The sequence below is a fragment of the Stenotrophomonas sp. SAU14A_NAIMI4_5 genome, assembly GCF_003086795.1.
Lineage (GTDB): Bacteria > Pseudomonadota > Gammaproteobacteria > Xanthomonadales > Xanthomonadaceae > Stenotrophomonas.
The window spans coordinates 3,711,852-3,729,324 of record NZ_CP026003.1; the positions used below are offsets into that span (position 1 = coordinate 3,711,852).

The following is a 17,473-nucleotide window of genomic DNA, read 5'->3' on the forward strand; positions in this document are numbered from 1 at the left end:
AGGCAACGGCCAACGGTCCGACTACGACAGCGCGGAGGGCGTCAAGCGGGCTTGAATCTGTCGAACGCGACAGTGCCGGGACGGCAGCGTGCGCTGGCCTCAGTCGCGCGGCGGCGGCAGGTGCGGCGCGACCAGCGCCAGCGTGCGCTGCAGGGCCCCGCGGCCGTTGCTCACCAGCGTACAACCGGCTCGCGCCATGTCTTCGCGGGCCTGCGCGTCGTCCAGCAGGTGCTGCAGCAGATCGCCCACCGCCTGCACGTCCTCGCCGATCAGCAGCGCCCCGGCCTCGCGCATGCGCCGCGAGATCTCGGAGAAATTATGCAGGTGCGGACCGGTCACCGCAGCCGTGCCCATCGCTGCCGGTTCCAGCAGGTTGTGCCCGCCGATGGCCTGCAGGCTGCCGCCGACGAAGGCGACCTGCGCACAGCCGTAGAACGGCATCAGTTCACCCAGCGTATCGATGACGAACACCTCGGTGCCCGCACCCGGCCACTGTTGCGCACGGCGCGTGGCCACGCTCCAGCCCTGCTCGCGGGCCAGCGCTTCGACCTTCGGGAAGCGTTCGGGGTGGCGTGGTGCCCACAGCAGCAGCAGGTCCGGATGGCGCTCGCGCAGGCGCCGGTGCAGGTCGATCACCGCCTGCTCTTCGCCATCGTGGGTGCTGGCAGCGATCCACACCGGGCGCGAAGCCGGCACCTGCGCATGGAACTGGGCCACGAACGGCCGCACGTCCGGCGTGGTGATGTCGAACTTCAGGTTGCCCAGCGCCTGTACCTGCTCCGGCGCCGCGCCGAGCTGCACGAAGCGCGCCGCATCGTCTTCCGACTGTGCGGCCACGCAGGTGACGGTGCGCAGCGCGCGGCGGATGAGCGCGGCCAGCACCCGGTAGCCGCGCAGCGAGCGGGCCGACAGGCGGGCGTTGAGGATGTAGACCGGGATGCGGCGGTCGCGGCAGCCGAACAGCATGTTCGGCCACAGCTCGGTTTCCAGGATCAGCGCCAGGCTGGGCTGGAAATGGCCGAGGAAACGGTTGACGCTGCCCGGCACGTCATACGGCAGGTAGACGTGGTCCAGCGCATCGCCCCACAGCGCGCGCACCCGCTCCGACCCGGTCGGGGTGATGGTGGTGATGACCCAGCGGATGTCCGGGCGCTGCTCGCGCAGGGCATTGACCAGTGGCGCGGCGGCGTTGACCTCGCCCACCGAGACGGCGTGCAGCCAGACCCGCGGCTGGCCGGTCGGCTGCGGATAGGACGCATAGCGTTCATCCCAGCGCCGGAAGTATTCACGGACCCGGAAACCGCGCCAGACCAGGTGGTACACGGTGATTGGCAGCAGGATGTAGAGCACGACCGAATACAGGCCGCGCAGGATCCATTCGACAGGGTCTTTACGCATGCGGCAAGGATACGGGAGCCCCCCGGGAAAGACACGCGGCGGGGTTGGTAGAATGGCCGCATGTCAGATGCCTCTACCGCCGTCCGCCCGTCCCTGGCCGATCCCCGCAACTGGCCGATGTTCGCGGCCATGTTCGCTGCCTTCGGCATCGCCCGCCTGCCGTGGATGCTGCAGCGCGCGCTTGGCCGCGGCGTCGGCTGGATCACCTGGCGCCTGCTCGGCAGCCGCCGCCGTGCCGCCGAGGTGAACCTGAAGCTGTGCTTCCCCGAGAAGAACGAGGCCTGGCGCAACCGCCTGGTGCGCGACAGCTTCGACGCCCTCGGCGTGGGCATCTTTGAATGCGCGCGTTCGTGGTGGGGCAGCATCGACAGCATCCGCCCGCAGGTGCAGATCGAGGGCCTGGAGCATCTCAAGCAGATGCAGGCCGAAGGCCGCGGCGTGCTGCTGGTGTCGGGCCACTTCATGACCCTGGAGATGTGCGGCCGCCTGCTGTGCGACCACGTCGACCTGTCGGGCATGTACCGCAGGCACAAGAACCCGGTGTACGAGTGGGCGGTGAAGTTCGGCCGGCTGCGCTACGCCAAGGCGATGTACGCCAACGAGGACATCCGTGCCACCGTGCGCCACCTGAAGAAGGGCGGCTTCCTGTGGTACGCGCCGGACCAGGACATGCGCGGCAAGGACACCGTGTTCGTGCCGTTCTTCGGCCACACCGCCGCCACCATCACCGCCACCCACCAGCTGGCGCGGATGACCGGCTGCGCGGTGATCCCCTATTTCCACCGCCGCGAAGGCGGGAAGTACTTCCTGAAGATCGGCGCGCCGCTGGAGAACTTCCCCAGCGAAGACGTGGAAGCCGATACCGCGCGGGTCAACCAGGCCATCGAACAGATGGTGCGCGAGGCCCCGGACCAGTACCTGTGGATCCATCGGCGGTTCAAGCGCCAGCCCGGTGGCAGAAGCGATTTCTACAAGTAGATCCACGCCATGCGTGGATGATTGCCGGCCGCGCCCGTTACCACGCCATCCACGCATGGCGTGGATCTACAGCGGCCACCGGCACCACGCATAGGGATACTCCCCCACCACGCAGGCCAGCCCGGCGCGGACCGGGTTGGCCATGATGTACATCGCCTTCTCGTGCAATGACTCGTCGCTGCGCACCGCATGGTCGTGGTACCCGTGCTGCCAGAGTGCTCCGGATCGCCCCAGCTGCCGGTTCAGCAGGCGGCTGCTGCGGGATTTGAGCGGGGACATGCATTCGGCGAGTGTTCCCTTCCGCAGTTCCATCAGCCAATGCAGGTGATCGGGCATCACCACCCAGGCAAGGCTGTGGCTGATGCCGGCACGCTCGACGAAGCGCAGGGCGTCGACCAGCACCGCAACGTTGGCGGCATCGGCGAAGAAGGCTTCACGGCCAATGGTGGTCGTGGTCAAGGAGTACACGGTGCCGGTGCTGGAGTGGCGACCGTAGCGGAGTTTTGGGCTGGCCATGGCGCCAGCGTGCGATAGGTACGCGAGTGCCGGTATTGGGCGGTTGCCCGTATTGGTGTCGGGAAAGCTCCATCCACGCTTGGCGTGGATCTACTGCAACGCCCACGGCAGATCAACGCCACGCGTGGATGATTCCCGTAGATCCACGCCACGCGTGGATGCGCGATCACACCGTTTTCAGTGCGTCGTCCGGTTCGCGGGCCAGCAACGTGCCGACGAACAACGCCGCCAACAACACCGTCACCCCGCCCCAGAACGCGGAATAGAACGCCAGGTGGGTGTTGAGCGGGAACACGGTGGCGGCCAGCGCCAGCATCGCCGGGCGCGCGCGGTCACGGGCCGCAGCCGGTGCGAAACGCCAGGCGCGCCACGCCTGGGCGACGGCGGCCAGCCACAGCAGCAGCCCCAGCACGCCGGTTTCGGCGAGGATTTCCAGCACGATCTGGTGGGCGTGCAGCGCCGGTTCGGCGCCCCACACCGCGGGCCCATCGTCACCGACGCACTGCGGGTACGCATCGCGGAAGCCGCGTGCGCCCACGCCGTTGATCGGGTGTTCGGCAATCATGCAACCGGCCGCACTCCAGATGCGCCCGCGTCCGGACAGCGCCTGGTCGACGCCCTCGGTGCCGCCGTCCCAGGCCATCGCGGTGCGCGCCACGCGCTCGCGCAGCTGCGGCACGCTGGCGGTCAGTGCCGCCGCGGCCAGCAGGCCGACCACCGCCAGCAGGCCCAGCCGTTTCCAACCAAGCTGGCGCACGCCGCTGTAGGCCACGATCACCGCGAAGGTGATCCACGACGCGCGCGAACCGGCCAGCAGCAGCACGATGGCCAGCGCCGCACCGGCGAGCAGCCAGCCCGGCGTACCGAAGCGGCGTGCAGCAGGAAGCAGCAGGAACGGCGAGAGGCTGGCCAGGACCTGGCCGAACTTGAGGTTGCACGGCCCCAGCGGACCGCTGAGGCGGTCGGCCAGGGCCATTTCCTCGGCCGGGCACAGCGCATGGCCGCTGACGGCGAGTTTCAATTGCTGCAGCGACCAGAACCATGGGCTGGTGCCCGCCAGCGCCTGCACCAGCGCATCCAGCGTCCACAGGGCGGTGATCAGCGCCAGGCCACCGTAGATCAGGCGGCGCCGCTGCGGGGTGGCCACGGCAATCGCCACCAGCCACATGAAGGGCAGGTAGCGCAGGCCGGCGGCCGCCTTGGTCCACGACGCCGCCGGGTCGATCGCATCGAAGGCAGAGAACGCCTGCGGCAACCAGTAACCGAGGAACAGGATCGAGGTCAGCGCCCACGCGGCGGGCGTGAGCAGATGTGGGCGGCGCTGCAGGCGGCGCATGATCATGCGCACCGCGGCATACACCGCGCCGAGGCCGAGCACGGTTTCGGCGATACCCGGCAACGGCCACAGGGCCACGTAGGCCAGCACCCACCATGGCGCCCAGCGCCCGGCGCGCTCGTCACCCGCGATGGGTGCGGCGTCAGCCTGCAAGGTCGGCATAGAGGCGGAGGGTGTCGCGCTGCATGGTCTGCAGGGTAAACGGGATACGGCTCGGCAAGGACGGCGGCTGCGCCAGCAGGGCCAGCGCACGTTCACCCAGCGCCCGTGCATCGCCCAGCGGCACGGCGCCGGCCGGCTGCAGCTGCTGCAGCAGTTCGCCCACGCCACCATGGTCCCAGCCCAGCACCGGGCGGCCGACCGACAGCGCCTCGACCACGGTACGGCCGAACGCCTCGGGCTTGTCCGACAGCTGCAGGACCAGGTCGCTGGCCGCATAGGCCTGGGCGATACGCGCGGTCGGGGTGCTGATCTGCACCGCCTCGGCCACGCCCAGCGCGGCCGCCTGGCGGCGCAGCTCGGCCACGTAGCTTTCGCGGCCGGGCTCGTCGGTGCCCAGCATCCAGAGCTGTGCCGGCACGCCGGCAGCGCGCACGTCGGCCAGCAGCTGCAGTGCGTGCGCATGACCCTTCAGGCGGGTGCCACGGCCCGGCAGCAGCAGCAGCGGGCCGTCGACCTGGGCCAGCCAGGGGTAATCGGCGGCCAGCGCCAGCCGCGGCCGGCGGTCGGCACGGGCCACGCGGGGGAACTGGCTGACATCGACGCCACGCGGAATGACCTGCAGGGTCTGTTCCGGCACCGTCGGGTAATGCTGGCGCACGTAGTCGCGCACCGTGTTGGATACGCAGATGACGCGCTCACCGCTGGTCATCACCGCGCTGTAGCGGCTGGGCGAATTCAGGCCGTGCACGGTGGTCACCCAGTGCGGACGCTGCGCGGCCGGCATCGCGCGGATCGCGTACAGGCCCAGCCACGCCGGCAGGCGCGAGCGCGCATGCACGATGTCCGCTCCAATCTCGGCGAACAACCGCCGCAGGGTGGGCAGGTGGCGCAGGGTCAGCAGCGATTTGCGGCCGATATCAAGGGTGAGGTGCTCGGCACCGCTGTCCAGCAGCGGCTTCACCAGGCGGCCACCGGCGGACACCACCAGCGCGCGATGGCCGGCGGCGACCAGGGCCGCAGCGATTTCCAGGGTCGAGCGCTCGACGCCACCGGAGTGCAGCGCCGGCAGCAACTGCACCACGGTCAGTCGGCGCATCGAGATGCCTGCTTAGTCGGCCAGCACGAAGGTGGAACCGCAGTACGGGCACTTCGCCTCGCCGTTGGGCTCATCTTCGATCGGCAGGTACACGCGCGGATGCGAGTTCCACAGCGCCATTTCCGGGGTCGGGCAGCTCAGCGGCAGGTCGCTGCGGTGCACGGTGTAGCGCTTTTCGGCATTGGCGGGCGCGGTGGCGGTATGGCTCATGGCGGGTGTCGATGAACGGATTGCGAGGCCTGCGATTCTAGCACCTTGGGGCGGTCCGGCCGCCCCCCTGCCCGTTCAAGGCCCCCGGGCATGCCCGGGGGCCAGCGGCCCTACTGGAAGTCCAGCGACAGTTCCAGGAAGGCCGAACGGCCGAAGGCGTTGTAGACGCCCTGGTCGTAGTACGGCCAGTTGCCGTTGCTGCGGTCGATCGGCGGCATCTCGTCGGTCAGGTTGTTGACCGTCAGCAGCAGGCTTGCCAGGTCGTTGATGCGGTAGCCGACCGTGGCGTTCCAGGTGGTCCAGGGGCCGATGTTGCGCTGCTCGCCGCGGCTGTCCCAGGTGGGGGCGTTGCGTATGCCGAACGCGCTGGCGGTGAACGGCCCGCGCTTCCAGTTCACGCCCAGGGTGGCGCGGTACTGCAGCTCGTTGGAGTTGGCGCAGCACAGCTGGTCGTAGACCGGGTCGCCTTCCTTGTCCTGGGTGGTGTGCTTGAGCGGCCGGTAGTAGCCGGCATTGACCGCGAAATCACCCACCGACTGCGTGGCCCAGCGGTAGTCCAGCGCCGCCTGCACGCCGTTCTGGCGCTGGCTGGCGATGTTGATCGGGTACGAGAACACCTTGTCCACGCCGTTCGGGTTGAGCGGATCGGTGGCCGGCTTGCGCTGCACCTGGCCCAGCACCTGCTGGCAGGTGGGCGAGTTGATGTCGAACTGGGTCTGCCCGTTCTCCGAGACCCCCAGGCGGCAGTTGGCCTCGGTGTCGAGGATGCTGTCGGTGCCAAGGATGCGCACTTCGTTCTCGATGACCACCGAGTTGTAGTCCACCGACAGGGTCAAGGCGTTGTCCAGCGTCGACCACACCACGCCATAGGTGAAGGTGCGCGCGGTGATGTCCTTCAGGTCGCGGTTGCCGGTGCTGGAGGACAGCACCGAGAGGCCGGACTGGTCGCACTCGTCGAAGTTGTCGGAGGTGTACCCGGCCTGCCGGCATTGGTAGAGATCGGTGTTGGTGGTGTAGCCACTGCTTTCGCGCGAGAACAGGTAGAACATGTCCGGCGAACGGAAGGCGGTGGCGTAGCTGCCACGCAGCAGCAGCGATTCGATCGGCCGGTATTCCAGGCCCAGCTTCCAGGTGGCCTTGCCGTTGCCACCGCCGCCCTGCAGCGCGTACTTGTCGTAGCGACCGGACAGGTTGGCGCTGAACGTATCGATGATCGGCACCTGCAGTTCTGCGCCCAGCGCATACAGGTCACGCTGGCCCTGCGCCGAGGTGCCGGCGGTCTGCCCGCGAAACAGCACGCCCGCGTTGGGATCGGCCGACTGGTTGAAGAACTTCTCGCGCTGGCCCTGCGCGATCAGCGCGAAGCCGACGTCGCCGGCCGGCAGGGTGAACAGCGAGCGATCAGTGAGCAGCGCCGTCACGGCGGTGCGCGACGCACTGGATGCGGCGCGGTTGAGGCCGCTGAAGCTGTCGTACTGCTCACGGTTGATCGGCTGGTACAGCCGCGACAGATCCGGCGCGTAGACCTCGTAGCCATCCTGCATGCCCAGCATCGGCCCCAGGTAGTAGTCGTCAACGCCATTCTTAGCGAGGAAATCGGTGGATTTGCGGGTGACGTCGGTGCTGGAGCGGTTGACGTAGACGTCGTAGTCGAAGCCTCCAAGCACGCCGCGCACGCCCGCGGTGATGTTCAGCGAGCGGGTGTAGACGCGCTGGTCCTTGGCATCCAGGCCGACTTCCTCCGGCGCGTAGATGCGCTGCCACTGTTCGTACTGGCCGCTGGTCTGGTTGTAGAAGGTCTTGTTCCAGAACGGGCTGCCACCGCTGTAGGTCGGCCGGCCGAAGCCGAACAGGATGTCCGAGTACAGCTCGGTGTCCGGGCTGAGGTGGTAACGCAGGAAGGTGGTGGCGTTGACGTCCTGGCTGGAGTTGTACAGCGACGCGGTGCCGACGTTGTCAGGCGTGCCGCAGTAGTAGCCGCCGCCGGAAATGTCGCGGTGCGCGTACACGGTGCTGCCGCCGAACAGGTCCGACAGCGGCGCGCAGGTGGCCGCGCCCGGGTCGATGTAGGCGTTGGGGCCCATGCGCATGCGCAGGAAGCTGCGCGAAGGATCCTGCGGGCCGGTCGGGTTGTCGTTGACGCTGTCGATGCGGCTGCGGTCGAAGGCGTAGATCGCCTTCTGGTTGGTGTATTCCAGCCCGTAGCTGATATCGAGGTTGCCGAAGGTCTGGCCGCTGCTGGCGCTGAAGCGCTGGCTGGAGCCGCCGCCCTGGCTGTAGCCGCCGACGCGGTAGCGCAGGTGGGTGCCTTCGACGCGGTCCTTCAGCACGATGTTGACCACGCCGGCAATGGCCGAGGAGCCATACACCGAGGACTGGCCACCGGTGAGCACGTCGATGCGCTCGACCATGCCCAGCGGGATGTTGGCGATGTCGGCGATGCTGGTGTTGCCGTTGTAGGCCAGCGGGTAGCTGTTGATCGGCCGCCCGTTGATGAGGGTGAGGGTGTAGCTGGGGTCCAGGCCGAACAGGCTGATGGTCTTGGCGCCCGGGGTGTAGAAGCCGGTGCCCTGCGAATCCTGCACCGAGCCGTTCGACACCGGCAGCGAGCGCAGCGCGTCGAACACGGTGGTGAAGCCCTGTGCCTGGATCTGCTCGGCGGTGATGGTGGTGACTGGCGAGGGACCCTCCACCTGTGCGCGCGGGATGAGCGAGCCGGTGACCTTGACCGCATCCAGGTCGCGGGTGCGCGGCGGATCGGTGCCCTCCCCCTGCGGGGTGGACTGGGCCTGTACGGCAAGCGGCGACAACAGCAACGACGACATCAACAACGACAACAACCGGGGTTTCATCAAGCTCTCTCCAGAGGCGGATGACGGTCCAGCCGGTGGGGGGCGGACGGGAAGGTCGTGGATGGACGGCAGTGGCGGGTTACAGCGGGCGGCGGGGGCCGGCCCGGATCAGGACATGCGGGGCATTCCGGTACAGGGGGTGAGCTGGCCACTTTTAAATCGATCCAAGGCAACCTGTCAATAATTTGAAATGAAACGGTTTTGCCGTATTTGGATCGAACTAATTGCACTTGTCAGGCGGCAATGGGCTGAGGCAGGATCGGGACGATTCCGACCCCGACCCGATCGCACGGCCCGACCCCCACCGGACCGGCATCGCCCCCTCCACTGCCCCCTGGGCGGCGGGCGCGATGCTGTCCGTGGTGCGTGCCGATGCGGGTTCTGCCTGCCGCCTGCCCTACCGGGAGACCCTGCATGACCCTGTCCGATCCGCGCCGCGCCCTGCTTCCGCTTGCCCTCGCCCTGGCCTGCGCCACCCCCGCCCTGCCCGCACTGGCGCAGGGCCTGCAGACCTCGTTCGAAGCAGGCGAACCGGCACCGGCCAAGGCCGGCGGCACCCTGCAGGTGCAGATCGGCAACGGCCCGGCCGAGCCCTATGCGGCCAAGCGCAACGTCGGCTACAGCGGCCTGCGCGCCCTGCACTACCAGGCCGGCGGTGGCAGCGCGCGGCGCGAACTGTTCAACACCGACCTGGCCATCGACGCCGATACCACGCTGTCCTGGCTGGTGCTGCCGGAGATCGTCGGCAAGGACACCGTGGCCTCCACCTACGTGTCGCTGGACCTGCGCCTGGACGACGGCAGTCGCGTGTCGGCCAGCAGCGCGCGCGACCAGCACGGCATCGCCCTCGGCGCACAGGCACAGGGCGATTCGAAGACGCTGTACCCGCAGCAGTGGGCACGCAAGGCCGTGCGCCTGGGCGATGTGCCGGCGCTGCGTGGCCGCCGCGTGGTGGCCATCGAGCTGGAGGTGGCCAGCGCCGAGGGTGCGCCGGTCTCCGGCTGGATCGACGACGTGCGCCTGGATGCGCAGCCGCGCAACGTGCCGCAGCGGGTTTCGAACTGGGTGCTGACCACCCGCGGCACCCAGGCCAACGGCACCTTCTCGCGCGGCAACAACTTCCCGGCCACCGCGGTGCCGCACGGCTTCAACTTCTGGACCCCGGTGACCGATGCCGGCGCGCTGAACTGGCTGTACCGCTGGAACGAGCAGAACGATGCGAAGAACCGTCCGCAGCTGCAGGCGCTGGCACTGAGCCACCAGCCCAGCCCGTGGATGGGCGACCGCCAGACCTTCCAGGTAATGCCGTCGGCCAGCCGTGGCGTGCCCGAGGCCGACCGCGGCAAGCGTGCGCTGTCCTTCGACCGCAGCCACGAAAGCGCGCGCCCGTACCGCTACGACGTGCGCTTCGACAACGGCATCGCCGCGTCCATCGCGCCGACCGACCATGCCGCGCTGTTCCACTTCGCCTTCCCCGAGGGCGGTGATGCCAACCTGCTGTTCGACAACGTCGATGCGCGTGGCGGCCTGAGCCTGGATGCGGCCACGCAGACCCTGAGCGGCTATACGGATACCCGCAGCGGCCTGTCCAACGGCGCCACCCGCATGTTCGTGGTCGCCCGCTTCGACAAGCCGTGGCGCAGCAGCGGCCGCATCGACACCGGCCGCCCCACCGGCTACATCAAGTTCGACGCGGGCAGCGACCGGCAGGTGACGATGCGCATCGCCACCTCGCTGATCTCGGTCGAGCAGGCGCGGCACAACCTGGACCTGGAAATCGCCGCGGCCGATACGCTGGACAGCGTGGCCGGCCGCGCACAGGACGCCTGGGATGCACGCCTGGCCCGCTTCGACATCGGCAACGCCAGCGACGATGCCAAGACCACGCTGTATTCCAGCCTGTACCGTCTGTACCTGTACCCCAACTCCGGCCATGAAAACGCCGGCACCGCGGCCGCGCCTGACTGGCGCTACGCCAGCCAGGCCAGCGCCGAGGACAACAACACCGACGGCAGCGCCAGCCGCAGCTTCGCGCCAGTGCGCGATGGCCAGGTGTACGTCAACAACGGCTTCTGGGACACCTTCCGCACCACGTGGCCGGCGTATGCGCTGTTCACCCCGGACGACGCCGGCAAGCTGGTGCAGGGCTTCATCGAGCAGTACCGCGCGGGCGGCTGGATCGCACGCTGGTCCTCGCCGGGCTATGCGGACCTGATGGTCGGCACCAGCTCGGACGTGGCCTTCGCCGATGCGTGGCTGAAGGGCATCGGTGGCTTCGACCCGGCCGAGGCCTATGCCGCCGCGCTGAAGAACGCCACCGTGGTGCCGCCGGACCGCCATGTCGGCCGCAAGGGCATGGACCGTTCAACCTTCCGTGGCTACGCCAGCGCCGATGTGCATGAAGGCATGTCGTGGACGATGGAAGGCGCGTTGAACGACTTCGGCATCGCCAACATGGCCGAGGCCCTTGCCAAGCGCGCGACCAGCGCCGCCGAACGCGAGCGCTACAGCACCGAGGCCGATTACTTCCGCTACCGCGCGGCCGGCTATTCGACCCTGTTCGACCCGGCCGCCGGCTTCTTCCAGGGCCGCAAGGAAGACGGCAGCTGGCGCCTGGATTCGAAGGACTACGACCCGCGCGTGTGGGGCTACGACTACACCGAATCCAACGGCTGGACGTTCGCCTTCACCGCCGCGCACGACGGCGAAGGCCTGGCGGCGCTGTACGGTGGCCGCGACAAGCTGGCCGCCAAGCTCGATACGTTCTTCTCGACCCCGGAAACCGCCGATCCGGCGCTGGCCGGTTCCTACGGCGGCACCATCCATGAAATGACCGAGGCGCGCGATGTGCGCATGGGCATGTACGCGCACAGCAACCAGCCGGCGCACCACATCCCGTGGATGTACCTGTACGCCGGGCAGCCGTGGAAGACCCAGCAGCACGTCCGCGAGATCCTGTCGCGGCTGTATGTCGGCAGCGAGATCGGCCAGGGCTACCCGGGCGATGAGGACAACGGCGAGACTTCGGCGTGGTATGTGCTCGCCTCGCTGGGCCTGTACCCGCTGCGCATGGGAGCACCGGAGTATGTGATCGGCTCGCCGGCCTTCGAGCATGCACGGGTGGAACTGCAGGGCGGTGCGGTGCTGACCGTCAACGCGGCCAACAACTCGGCGCAGAACGTCTACGTGCAGTCGCTGAAGATCAACGGCAAGCCGTGGACCAAGACCTGGGTGCCGCACGAGGTGATCGCCAAGGGCGCGACGCTGGACTTCGTGATGGGCCCGCAGCCGTCGCGCTGGGGCACCGGCGCGGACGATGTGCCGCGTTCGCTGACCGCGCCGGGCAAGCGCCCGCAGATGCTGCATGACCTGCTCGGCAACGGTGCCCGTGCGGCGCTGGCCGATGGCCGTGCCCTGCCCGCACTGCTGGACGACGATGCGACCACGGCCGTGCCGCTGGGCGCGGGCGCCACCATCGCACTGACCGCGGTGGGCGATGGCGCGCCGACGATGTACACGCTGACCAGCGGTGAAGGCGCGATCCGCGGGGCCGGATGGACGCTGGAAGCACGCACGGCCGGCGGCCGCTGGACGACACTGGATGAGCGCCGTAGCGAAGATTTCACCTCGCCGCGGCAGACTCGTCCGTTCCGCATCGCCTCGCCCTCACGCTTTGCAGAGTACCGTCTGCGCGTGGCTGCGCCGGGGCGCCTGCAGCTGGCCGAGATCGAACTGTTGTCGCCCTCCACCGTAAACTGATCCCATGCGCCTTCGCCTGCTGACTCTTGCCCTCGCTGCATTCACCCTGCCCGGCATCGCGCAGGGCCAGCCATCGCAGACCGATCCCTTCGATGGCCAGGTCACGCGCGAAGGCGTGACCCTCTCCTACCAGGACCCCACCGGCGCGCTGTCCGCGCCGGTGCGGAAGCGGATCATCGACACGTTCTACTTCGCCTACCTGCGCGAACGGGCCGATTTCCACCCGAAGGCGCCGGCCGAGGTGCGCATCGTGATCGACCCGGCCTACAACGGCGTCGCCTACGTGGGCGACAAGGACAAGGCGACCACGATCACCATCAACCCGGGCTGGCTGCTGCAGCACCCCGATGACATCGACCTGGTGACCCACGAGGCGATGCACATCGTGCAGGGCTACCCGAGCTACGGCGACAAGCGCGTGCCGGGCTGGCTGGTGGAAGGCATCGCCGATTACGCACGCGACCGCTATGGCATGGGCAATGCCGCGGCGGGCTGGGCGCTGCCGCAGAAGGTGGGCAAGGGCCAGACCGTGGAAAGCGGCTACCGGGTGACCGGTGCGTTCCTGAAGTGGGCCGAGGGCGAACACCCCGGCCTGGTACTGGCGCTGGACAAGGCCCTGCGCGCAGGCCAGTACACCCCGGCGCTGTGGCAGAAGCACGCCGGCAAGGCACTGCCGGCGCTGTGGGCCGAGTACGCCAAGCCGCGTTCGGATGCCCCGCCGCCGGCACCGGCACGACGCGGCAAGCGCTGAGTGGTAGCGCCGGGCCATGCCCGGCGGAATGCCTGATTCGCCGCGCTGCGCGCTCGCCGGGCATGGCCCGGCGCTACCTCGATCCGGTTTTCGCTGTGCGGAAACAGAAACGCGCCCCGTGGGGCGCGTTTCTGCAGCTGTCGCGGGAACGAAGGCTTACGCCTTCTTTTCCCTTCACCGATGCCCCGCCGCCGGCACCGGCACGACGCGGCAAGCGCTGAGTGGGAGCGCCGGGCCATGCCCGGCGGAATGCCTGATTCGCCGCGCTGCGCGCTCGCCGGGCATGGCCCGGCGCTACCCGATCCGGTTTCCGCGGTGCGGAAACAGAAACGCGCCCCGTGGGGCGCGTTTCTGCAGCTGTCGCGGGAACGAAGGCTTACGCCTTCTTTTCCGCTTCCAGCTGCTTGCGGATCTGCGCATCCACCGCGGCGATCGCGGTCATGTTCAGCACGCGGCGCGAGGTCGCGCTGGTGGTGAGGATGTGCACCGGCTTGTTCACGCCCATCAGGATCGGACCAATCGCCACGCCGTCGGTGAACACGCGCACCAGGTTGTAGGCGATGTTGGCCGCTTCCAGGTTCGGCAGCACGAACAGGTTGGCACGGCCCTGCAGGGTCGAGCCCGGCAGCAGCTTCTGGCGCAGAGCTTCGTCCCACGCGGTGTCGCCCTGCATTTCGCCGTCCACGTTCAGACGCGGGTTGCGCTTGAGCAGCATCTCGCGCACCTGGCGCATCTTCAGCGCATCCTTCGAATCGTGGCTGCCGAAGTTGGAGTGCGACAGCAGCGCCACCTTCGGCTCGATGCCGAACAGCTTCATGCGGTACGCAGCCTGCAGGGTCGCTTCGCACAGCTGCTCGGCGGTCGGGTCTTCCTGCACGTGGGTGTCCACGAAGAAGAACACGCCCTGCTGGTTGATCACGCCGGTCATGGCCGAGGTCGAGGTGACCTTCGATTCCAGCGGCAGCACGCTGCGCACGTAGCCCAGCTTCTTGTGGAAGCGGCCGACGATGCCGGTCAGCATCGCATCGGCTTCGCCACGGGCAACCATCACGGCGGCGATCAGGGTCGGGCGCGAACGCATCAGGTTCTTCGCCGCGGCCACGGTCACGCCGCGGCGGCCGGTCAGGCCGTGGTAGTACTGCCAGTATTCGTTGAAGCGCGGGTCGTCATTGATGTTGGTGACTTCAATGTTCTCGCCGACCTTCAGGCGCAGGCCGAGACGCTCGATGCGCGATTCGATGACGTCCGGGCGGCCGATCAGGATCGGGTGCGCCAGGCCTTCGTCGACCACGTTCTGCACCGCCTGCAGCACCACTTCTTCTTCGCCCTCGGCGTAGACCACGCGCTGCTTGTCGTTGCGCGCGCGGTCGTAGACCGGCTTCATCATCAGGCTGGTGCGGTAGACGAACTGGGCCAGCTTGTCGCGGTAGGCGCCCATGTCGGCGATCGGACGGGCGGCCACGCCCGAATCCATCGCGGCCTGGGCCACGGCGGCCGACAGCTCCACCAGCAGGCGGCGGTCGAACGGACGCGGGATCAGGTATTCACGGCCGAAGCTCGGGGTGTCACCGCCATAGGCCGAGCCCATGTCGGTGGCCGCACGGCGGGCCAGCGCGGCGATGGCGCGCACGCAGGCGATCTTCATTTCCTCGTTGATCGCGGTGGCGCCGACGTCCAGCGCGCCGCGGAACAGGTACGGGAAGCACAGCACGTTGTTGACCTGGTTCGGGTAGTCCGAACGGCCGGTGCCGATGATCGCGTCCGGACGGGCGGCGCGCGCCAGTTCCGGCATGATTTCCGGGGTCGGGTTGGCCAAGGCGAAGATCACCGGATCCGGCGCCATGGTCTTGACCATCTCGGCGGTCAGGATGCCCGGGGCCGACAGGCCCAGGAAGATGTCCGCGCCGTCGACGATCTCGGCCAGGGTGCGCTTGTCGGTGTCGCGCGCATAGCGCTGCTTTTCCGGGTCCAGGTCGGTACGGCCGGTGTGGATGACACCCTCGCGGTCGAAGGCCAGGATGTTCTCCGGCTTCAGGCCCAGCTGTACCAGCATGTTCACGCAGGAAATGCCGGCCGCGCCCATGCCCGTGGTCGCCAGCTTCACTTCTTCGATCTTCTTGCCGGTGATGGCCATGGCGTTGATCACCGCGGCACCGACGATGATCGCCGTGCCGTGCTGGTCGTCATGGAACACCGGGATCTTCATGCGCTCGCGCAGCTTGCGCTCGACGATGAAGCATTCCGGAGCCTTGATGTCTTCCAGGTTGATGCCGCCGAAGGTCGGCTCCAGCGAGGCGATGATGTCGACCAGCTTGTCCGGGTCGGTCTCGTCCACTTCGATGTCGAACACATCGATGCCGGCGAACTTCTGGAACAGGACGCCCTTGCCTTCCATCACCGGCTTGCCGGCCAGTGCGCCGATGTTGCCCAGGCCCAGCACCGCGGTGCCGTTGGAGATGACCGCCACCAGGTTGCCGCGCGCGGTCAGCTCGCTGGCCTGCTGCGGGTCGGCCTTGATCGCTTCACAGGCGTAAGCAACGCCCGGCGAATACGCCAGCGACAGGTCGCGCTGGGTCAGCATGGGCTTGGTTGCAGAGACCTTGATCTTGCCCGGCGGGGACATCCGGTGGTAATCGAGGGCGGCCTGTTTGAAATCTTCGTTGGACATCGACGTGGATTAATGAATGGGCAGAGGGGACAGGGGATGATACCCCCGTTGGAGGGCCTGGACCTGTCGCTATCCTGTCGCAATCATGCTGCGACCGCACAATTCCGTGCCGTATGCGACCAGTCCAGAGACCAGCTTCGGCGTTGCCCATGACAGCCATGGGTCGCCTTGAAACGTTGCGGGGCCGCGTCACTCACGTGACCGGCCCCGCGGTACCACACACCTGTGTCAGCCCTTGGCGGGCAGTGCCTCCGGCACGGCATCGACCGGCGGCGGCAGCTCGCTCTCGCGGCCGTCCAGTGCCAGCTTCAGGCGGTCACGGTCCAGCGCGCCTTCCCAGCGCGACACCACCACCGTGGCCACCGCATTGCCGATGAAGTTGGTCAGCGAGCGGCATTCGCTCATGAAGCGGTCCACGCCCAGGATCAGTGCCATGCCGGCCACCGGCACTTCCGGCACCACGGCCAGGGTGGCGGCCAGGGTGATGAAGCCGGCACCGGTGACGCCGGCCGCGCCCTTGGAGCTGAGCATGGCGACCAGCAGCAGGGCGATCTGGTGGCCCAGGGTCAGTTCGGTGTTGGTGGCCTGGGCGATGAACAGCGCGGCCAGGGTCATGTAGATGTTGGTGCCGTCCAGGTTGAACGAGTAGCCGGTGGGGACCACCAGGCCGACCACCGACTTGCTGCAGCCGGCGCGTTCCATCTTCTCCATCAGCGACGGCAGTGCCGATTCCGAGGACGAGGTACCCAGCACCAGCAGCAGCTCGGCCTTCAGGTAGCGGGCCAGCTTGAACACCGAGAACCCGCACAGGCGGCAGACCACGCCGAGGATGACGGCCACGAACAGGAAGGCGGTCAGGTAGAACGAACCCACCAGCCAGGCCAGGTTGATCAGCGAACCGACGCCGTACTTGCCGATGGTGAAGGCAATGGCACCGAAGGCACCGATCGGGGCGGCCTTCATCAGGATGTGCACCAGCTTGAACACCGGGGCGACCAGCGCCTCCAGGAAGTTCACGATCGGCTTGCCCTTCTCACCCACCGAAGCCAGCGCGATGCCGAACAGCACGGCCACGAACAGCACCTGCAGGATGTTGCCATCGACGAAGGCGCTGATCAGCGTCTTCGGGATGACGTCCATCAGGAAGCCGACCAGGGTCAGGTCATGCGACTTCTCGACGTAGCTGTGGACCGCGGTCTGGTCCAGCTCGGCCGGGTTGATGTTCATGCCCGCGCCCGGCTGCACGACGTGCGCCACGATCATGCCGACGATCAGGGCCAGGGTGGAGAAGAACAGGAAGTACGCCATCGCCTTGGCGAAGACGCGGCCCACCGTGCGCAGGTGGGTCATGCCGGAGATGCCGGTGACGATGGTCAGGAAGATCACCGGCGCGATGATCATCTTCACCAGGTTGATGAAGGCATCGCCCAGCGGCTTCATCTTCTCGCCGATCAACGGCTCGTAATGGCCGAGGACGGCGCCCAGGATGATCGCCACGATCACCTGGAAGTACAGCTGGCGGTAGAGCGGCAACGGCTTGCTGGGCACCGGTGCAGTGGTCGGGATGTGCATGGCGGACTCCGGAAGGGGAGAGTTCTGACGCGAACGGCCCCTGCCTGCGCAGGGATCGTCTCCGTGGATCTGGTCGCAGGCAAGGCACGGCGTGCGTGGTGGTGCGACCAATGGACGCCTTTGTACGCGCAGGGCACGCTGCCGCAGATAACCTATTGGTACTAGCCCCCCGGTT

General features: G+C 68.0%; 11 protein-coding genes. 3 read left to right on the forward strand and 8 right to left on the reverse strand.

The features are described from left to right. Window positions 1–99: 99 nt before the first annotated feature. Window positions 100–1,398, reverse strand: coding sequence for a lipid IV(A) 3-deoxy-D-manno-octulosonic acid transferase (waaA, locus tag C1925_RS17115; protein ID WP_108769942.1), 1,299 nt, complete (start codon window positions 1,396–1,398; stop codon window positions 100–102). Window positions 1,399–1,458: 60 nt separating this feature from the next. Here waaA and C1925_RS17120 point away from each other — a divergent pair, with 60 nt between their 5' ends. Beyond that, window positions 1,459–2,376, forward strand: a complete 918-nt coding sequence (locus tag C1925_RS17120) for an LpxL/LpxP family Kdo(2)-lipid IV(A) lauroyl/palmitoleoyl acyltransferase (RefSeq protein WP_108769943.1) — start codon at window positions 1,459–1,461, stop codon at window positions 2,374–2,376. Window positions 2,377–2,442: 66 nt separating this feature from the next. Here C1925_RS17120 and C1925_RS17125 read toward each other — a convergent pair whose 3' ends face one another. The 5 genes from C1925_RS17125 to C1925_RS17145 all read right to left on the reverse strand — a co-directional run bounded on the left by C1925_RS17125 (window position 2,443) and on the right by C1925_RS17145 (window position 8,548). Beyond that, on the reverse strand, window positions 2,443–2,892 hold the full coding sequence (locus C1925_RS17125) for a transposase (protein ID WP_108769944.1): 450 nt from the start codon (window positions 2,890–2,892) through the stop codon (window positions 2,443–2,445). Window positions 2,893–3,058: 166 nt separating this feature from the next. Further along, window positions 3,059–4,390: an O-antigen ligase family protein gene (locus tag C1925_RS17130; protein ID WP_108769945.1), complete on the reverse strand. Its 1,332-nt coding sequence runs from the start codon at window positions 4,388–4,390 to the stop codon at window positions 3,059–3,061. Further along, window positions 4,371–5,486 carry a glycosyltransferase gene (locus C1925_RS17135; RefSeq protein WP_108769946.1) on the reverse strand — a complete coding sequence of 372 codons (1,116 nt, stop codon included), beginning with the start codon at window positions 5,484–5,486 and terminating at the stop codon, window positions 4,371–4,373. The genes C1925_RS17130 and C1925_RS17135 overlap by 20 nt, the downstream gene beginning before the upstream one ends. A 12-nt stretch (window positions 5,487–5,498) precedes the next feature. Then, window positions 5,499–5,696 carry a zinc-finger domain-containing protein gene (locus C1925_RS17140; RefSeq protein ID WP_108769947.1) on the reverse strand — a complete coding sequence of 66 codons (198 nt, stop codon included), beginning with the start codon at window positions 5,694–5,696 and terminating at the stop codon, window positions 5,499–5,501. Window positions 5,697–5,806: 110 nt separating this feature from the next. Further along, window positions 5,807–8,548, reverse strand: a complete 2,742-nt coding sequence (locus tag C1925_RS17145) for a TonB-dependent receptor (protein WP_108769948.1) — start codon at window positions 8,546–8,548, stop codon at window positions 5,807–5,809. A 414-nt stretch (window positions 8,549–8,962) separates the two neighbouring features. Here C1925_RS17145 and C1925_RS17150 point away from each other — a divergent pair, with 414 nt between their 5' ends. Then, window positions 8,963–12,307 (forward strand): GH92 family glycosyl hydrolase, encoded by a 3,345-nt coding sequence (locus C1925_RS17150; RefSeq protein ID WP_108769949.1) that lies wholly within the window; start codon window positions 8,963–8,965, stop codon window positions 12,305–12,307. A 4-nt stretch (window positions 12,308–12,311) separates the two neighbouring features. Then, window positions 12,312–13,058: a basic secretory protein-like protein gene (locus C1925_RS17155; protein WP_108769950.1), complete on the forward strand. Its 747-nt coding sequence runs from the start codon at window positions 12,312–12,314 to the stop codon at window positions 13,056–13,058. Between the two features lie 376 nt (window positions 13,059–13,434). Here the strand turns inward: C1925_RS17155 and C1925_RS17160 are convergent, their stop codons facing one another. Continuing rightward, window positions 13,435–15,726, reverse strand: a complete 2,292-nt coding sequence (locus C1925_RS17160) for an NADP-dependent malic enzyme (protein ID WP_108769951.1) — start codon at window positions 15,724–15,726, stop codon at window positions 13,435–13,437. Between the two features lie 228 nt (window positions 15,727–15,954). Beyond that, complete coding sequence (locus tag C1925_RS17165) at window positions 15,955–17,298, reverse strand: dicarboxylate/amino acid:cation symporter (RefSeq protein ID WP_108769952.1); 1,344 nt, start codon at window positions 17,296–17,298, stop codon at window positions 15,955–15,957. Window positions 17,299–17,473 lie beyond the last annotated feature (175 nt).

Excerpts from the sequence above, each read along its gene's own strand:
- waaA (WP_108769942.1), bottom strand. The coding sequence starts at position 1,398 with ATGCGTAAAGACCCTGTCGAATGGATCCTGCGCGGCCTGTATTCGGTC.
- C1925_RS17120 (WP_108769943.1), top strand. The coding sequence starts at position 1,459 with ATGTCAGATGCCTCTACCGCCGTCCGCCCGTCCCTGGCCGATCCCCGC.
- C1925_RS17125 (WP_108769944.1), bottom strand. The coding sequence starts at position 2,892 with ATGGCCAGCCCAAAACTCCGCTACGGTCGCCACTCCAGCACCGGCACC.
- C1925_RS17130 (WP_108769945.1), bottom strand. The coding sequence starts at position 4,390 with ATGCCGACCTTGCAGGCTGACGCCGCACCCATCGCGGGTGACGAGCGC.
- C1925_RS17135 (WP_108769946.1), bottom strand. The coding sequence starts at position 5,486 with ATGCGCCGACTGACCGTGGTGCAGTTGCTGCCGGCGCTGCACTCCGGT.
- C1925_RS17140 (WP_108769947.1), bottom strand. The coding sequence starts at position 5,696 with ATGAGCCATACCGCCACCGCGCCCGCCAATGCCGAAAAGCGCTACACC.
- C1925_RS17145 (WP_108769948.1), bottom strand. The coding sequence starts at position 8,548 with ATGAAACCCCGGTTGTTGTCGTTGTTGATGTCGTCGTTGCTGTTGTCG.
- C1925_RS17150 (WP_108769949.1), top strand. The coding sequence starts at position 8,963 with ATGACCCTGTCCGATCCGCGCCGCGCCCTGCTTCCGCTTGCCCTCGCC.
- C1925_RS17155 (WP_108769950.1), top strand. The coding sequence starts at position 12,312 with ATGCGCCTTCGCCTGCTGACTCTTGCCCTCGCTGCATTCACCCTGCCC.
- C1925_RS17160 (WP_108769951.1), bottom strand. The coding sequence starts at position 15,726 with ATGTCCAACGAAGATTTCAAACAGGCCGCCCTCGATTACCACCGGATG.
- C1925_RS17165 (WP_108769952.1), bottom strand. The coding sequence starts at position 17,298 with ATGCACATCCCGACCACTGCACCGGTGCCCAGCAAGCCGTTGCCGCTC.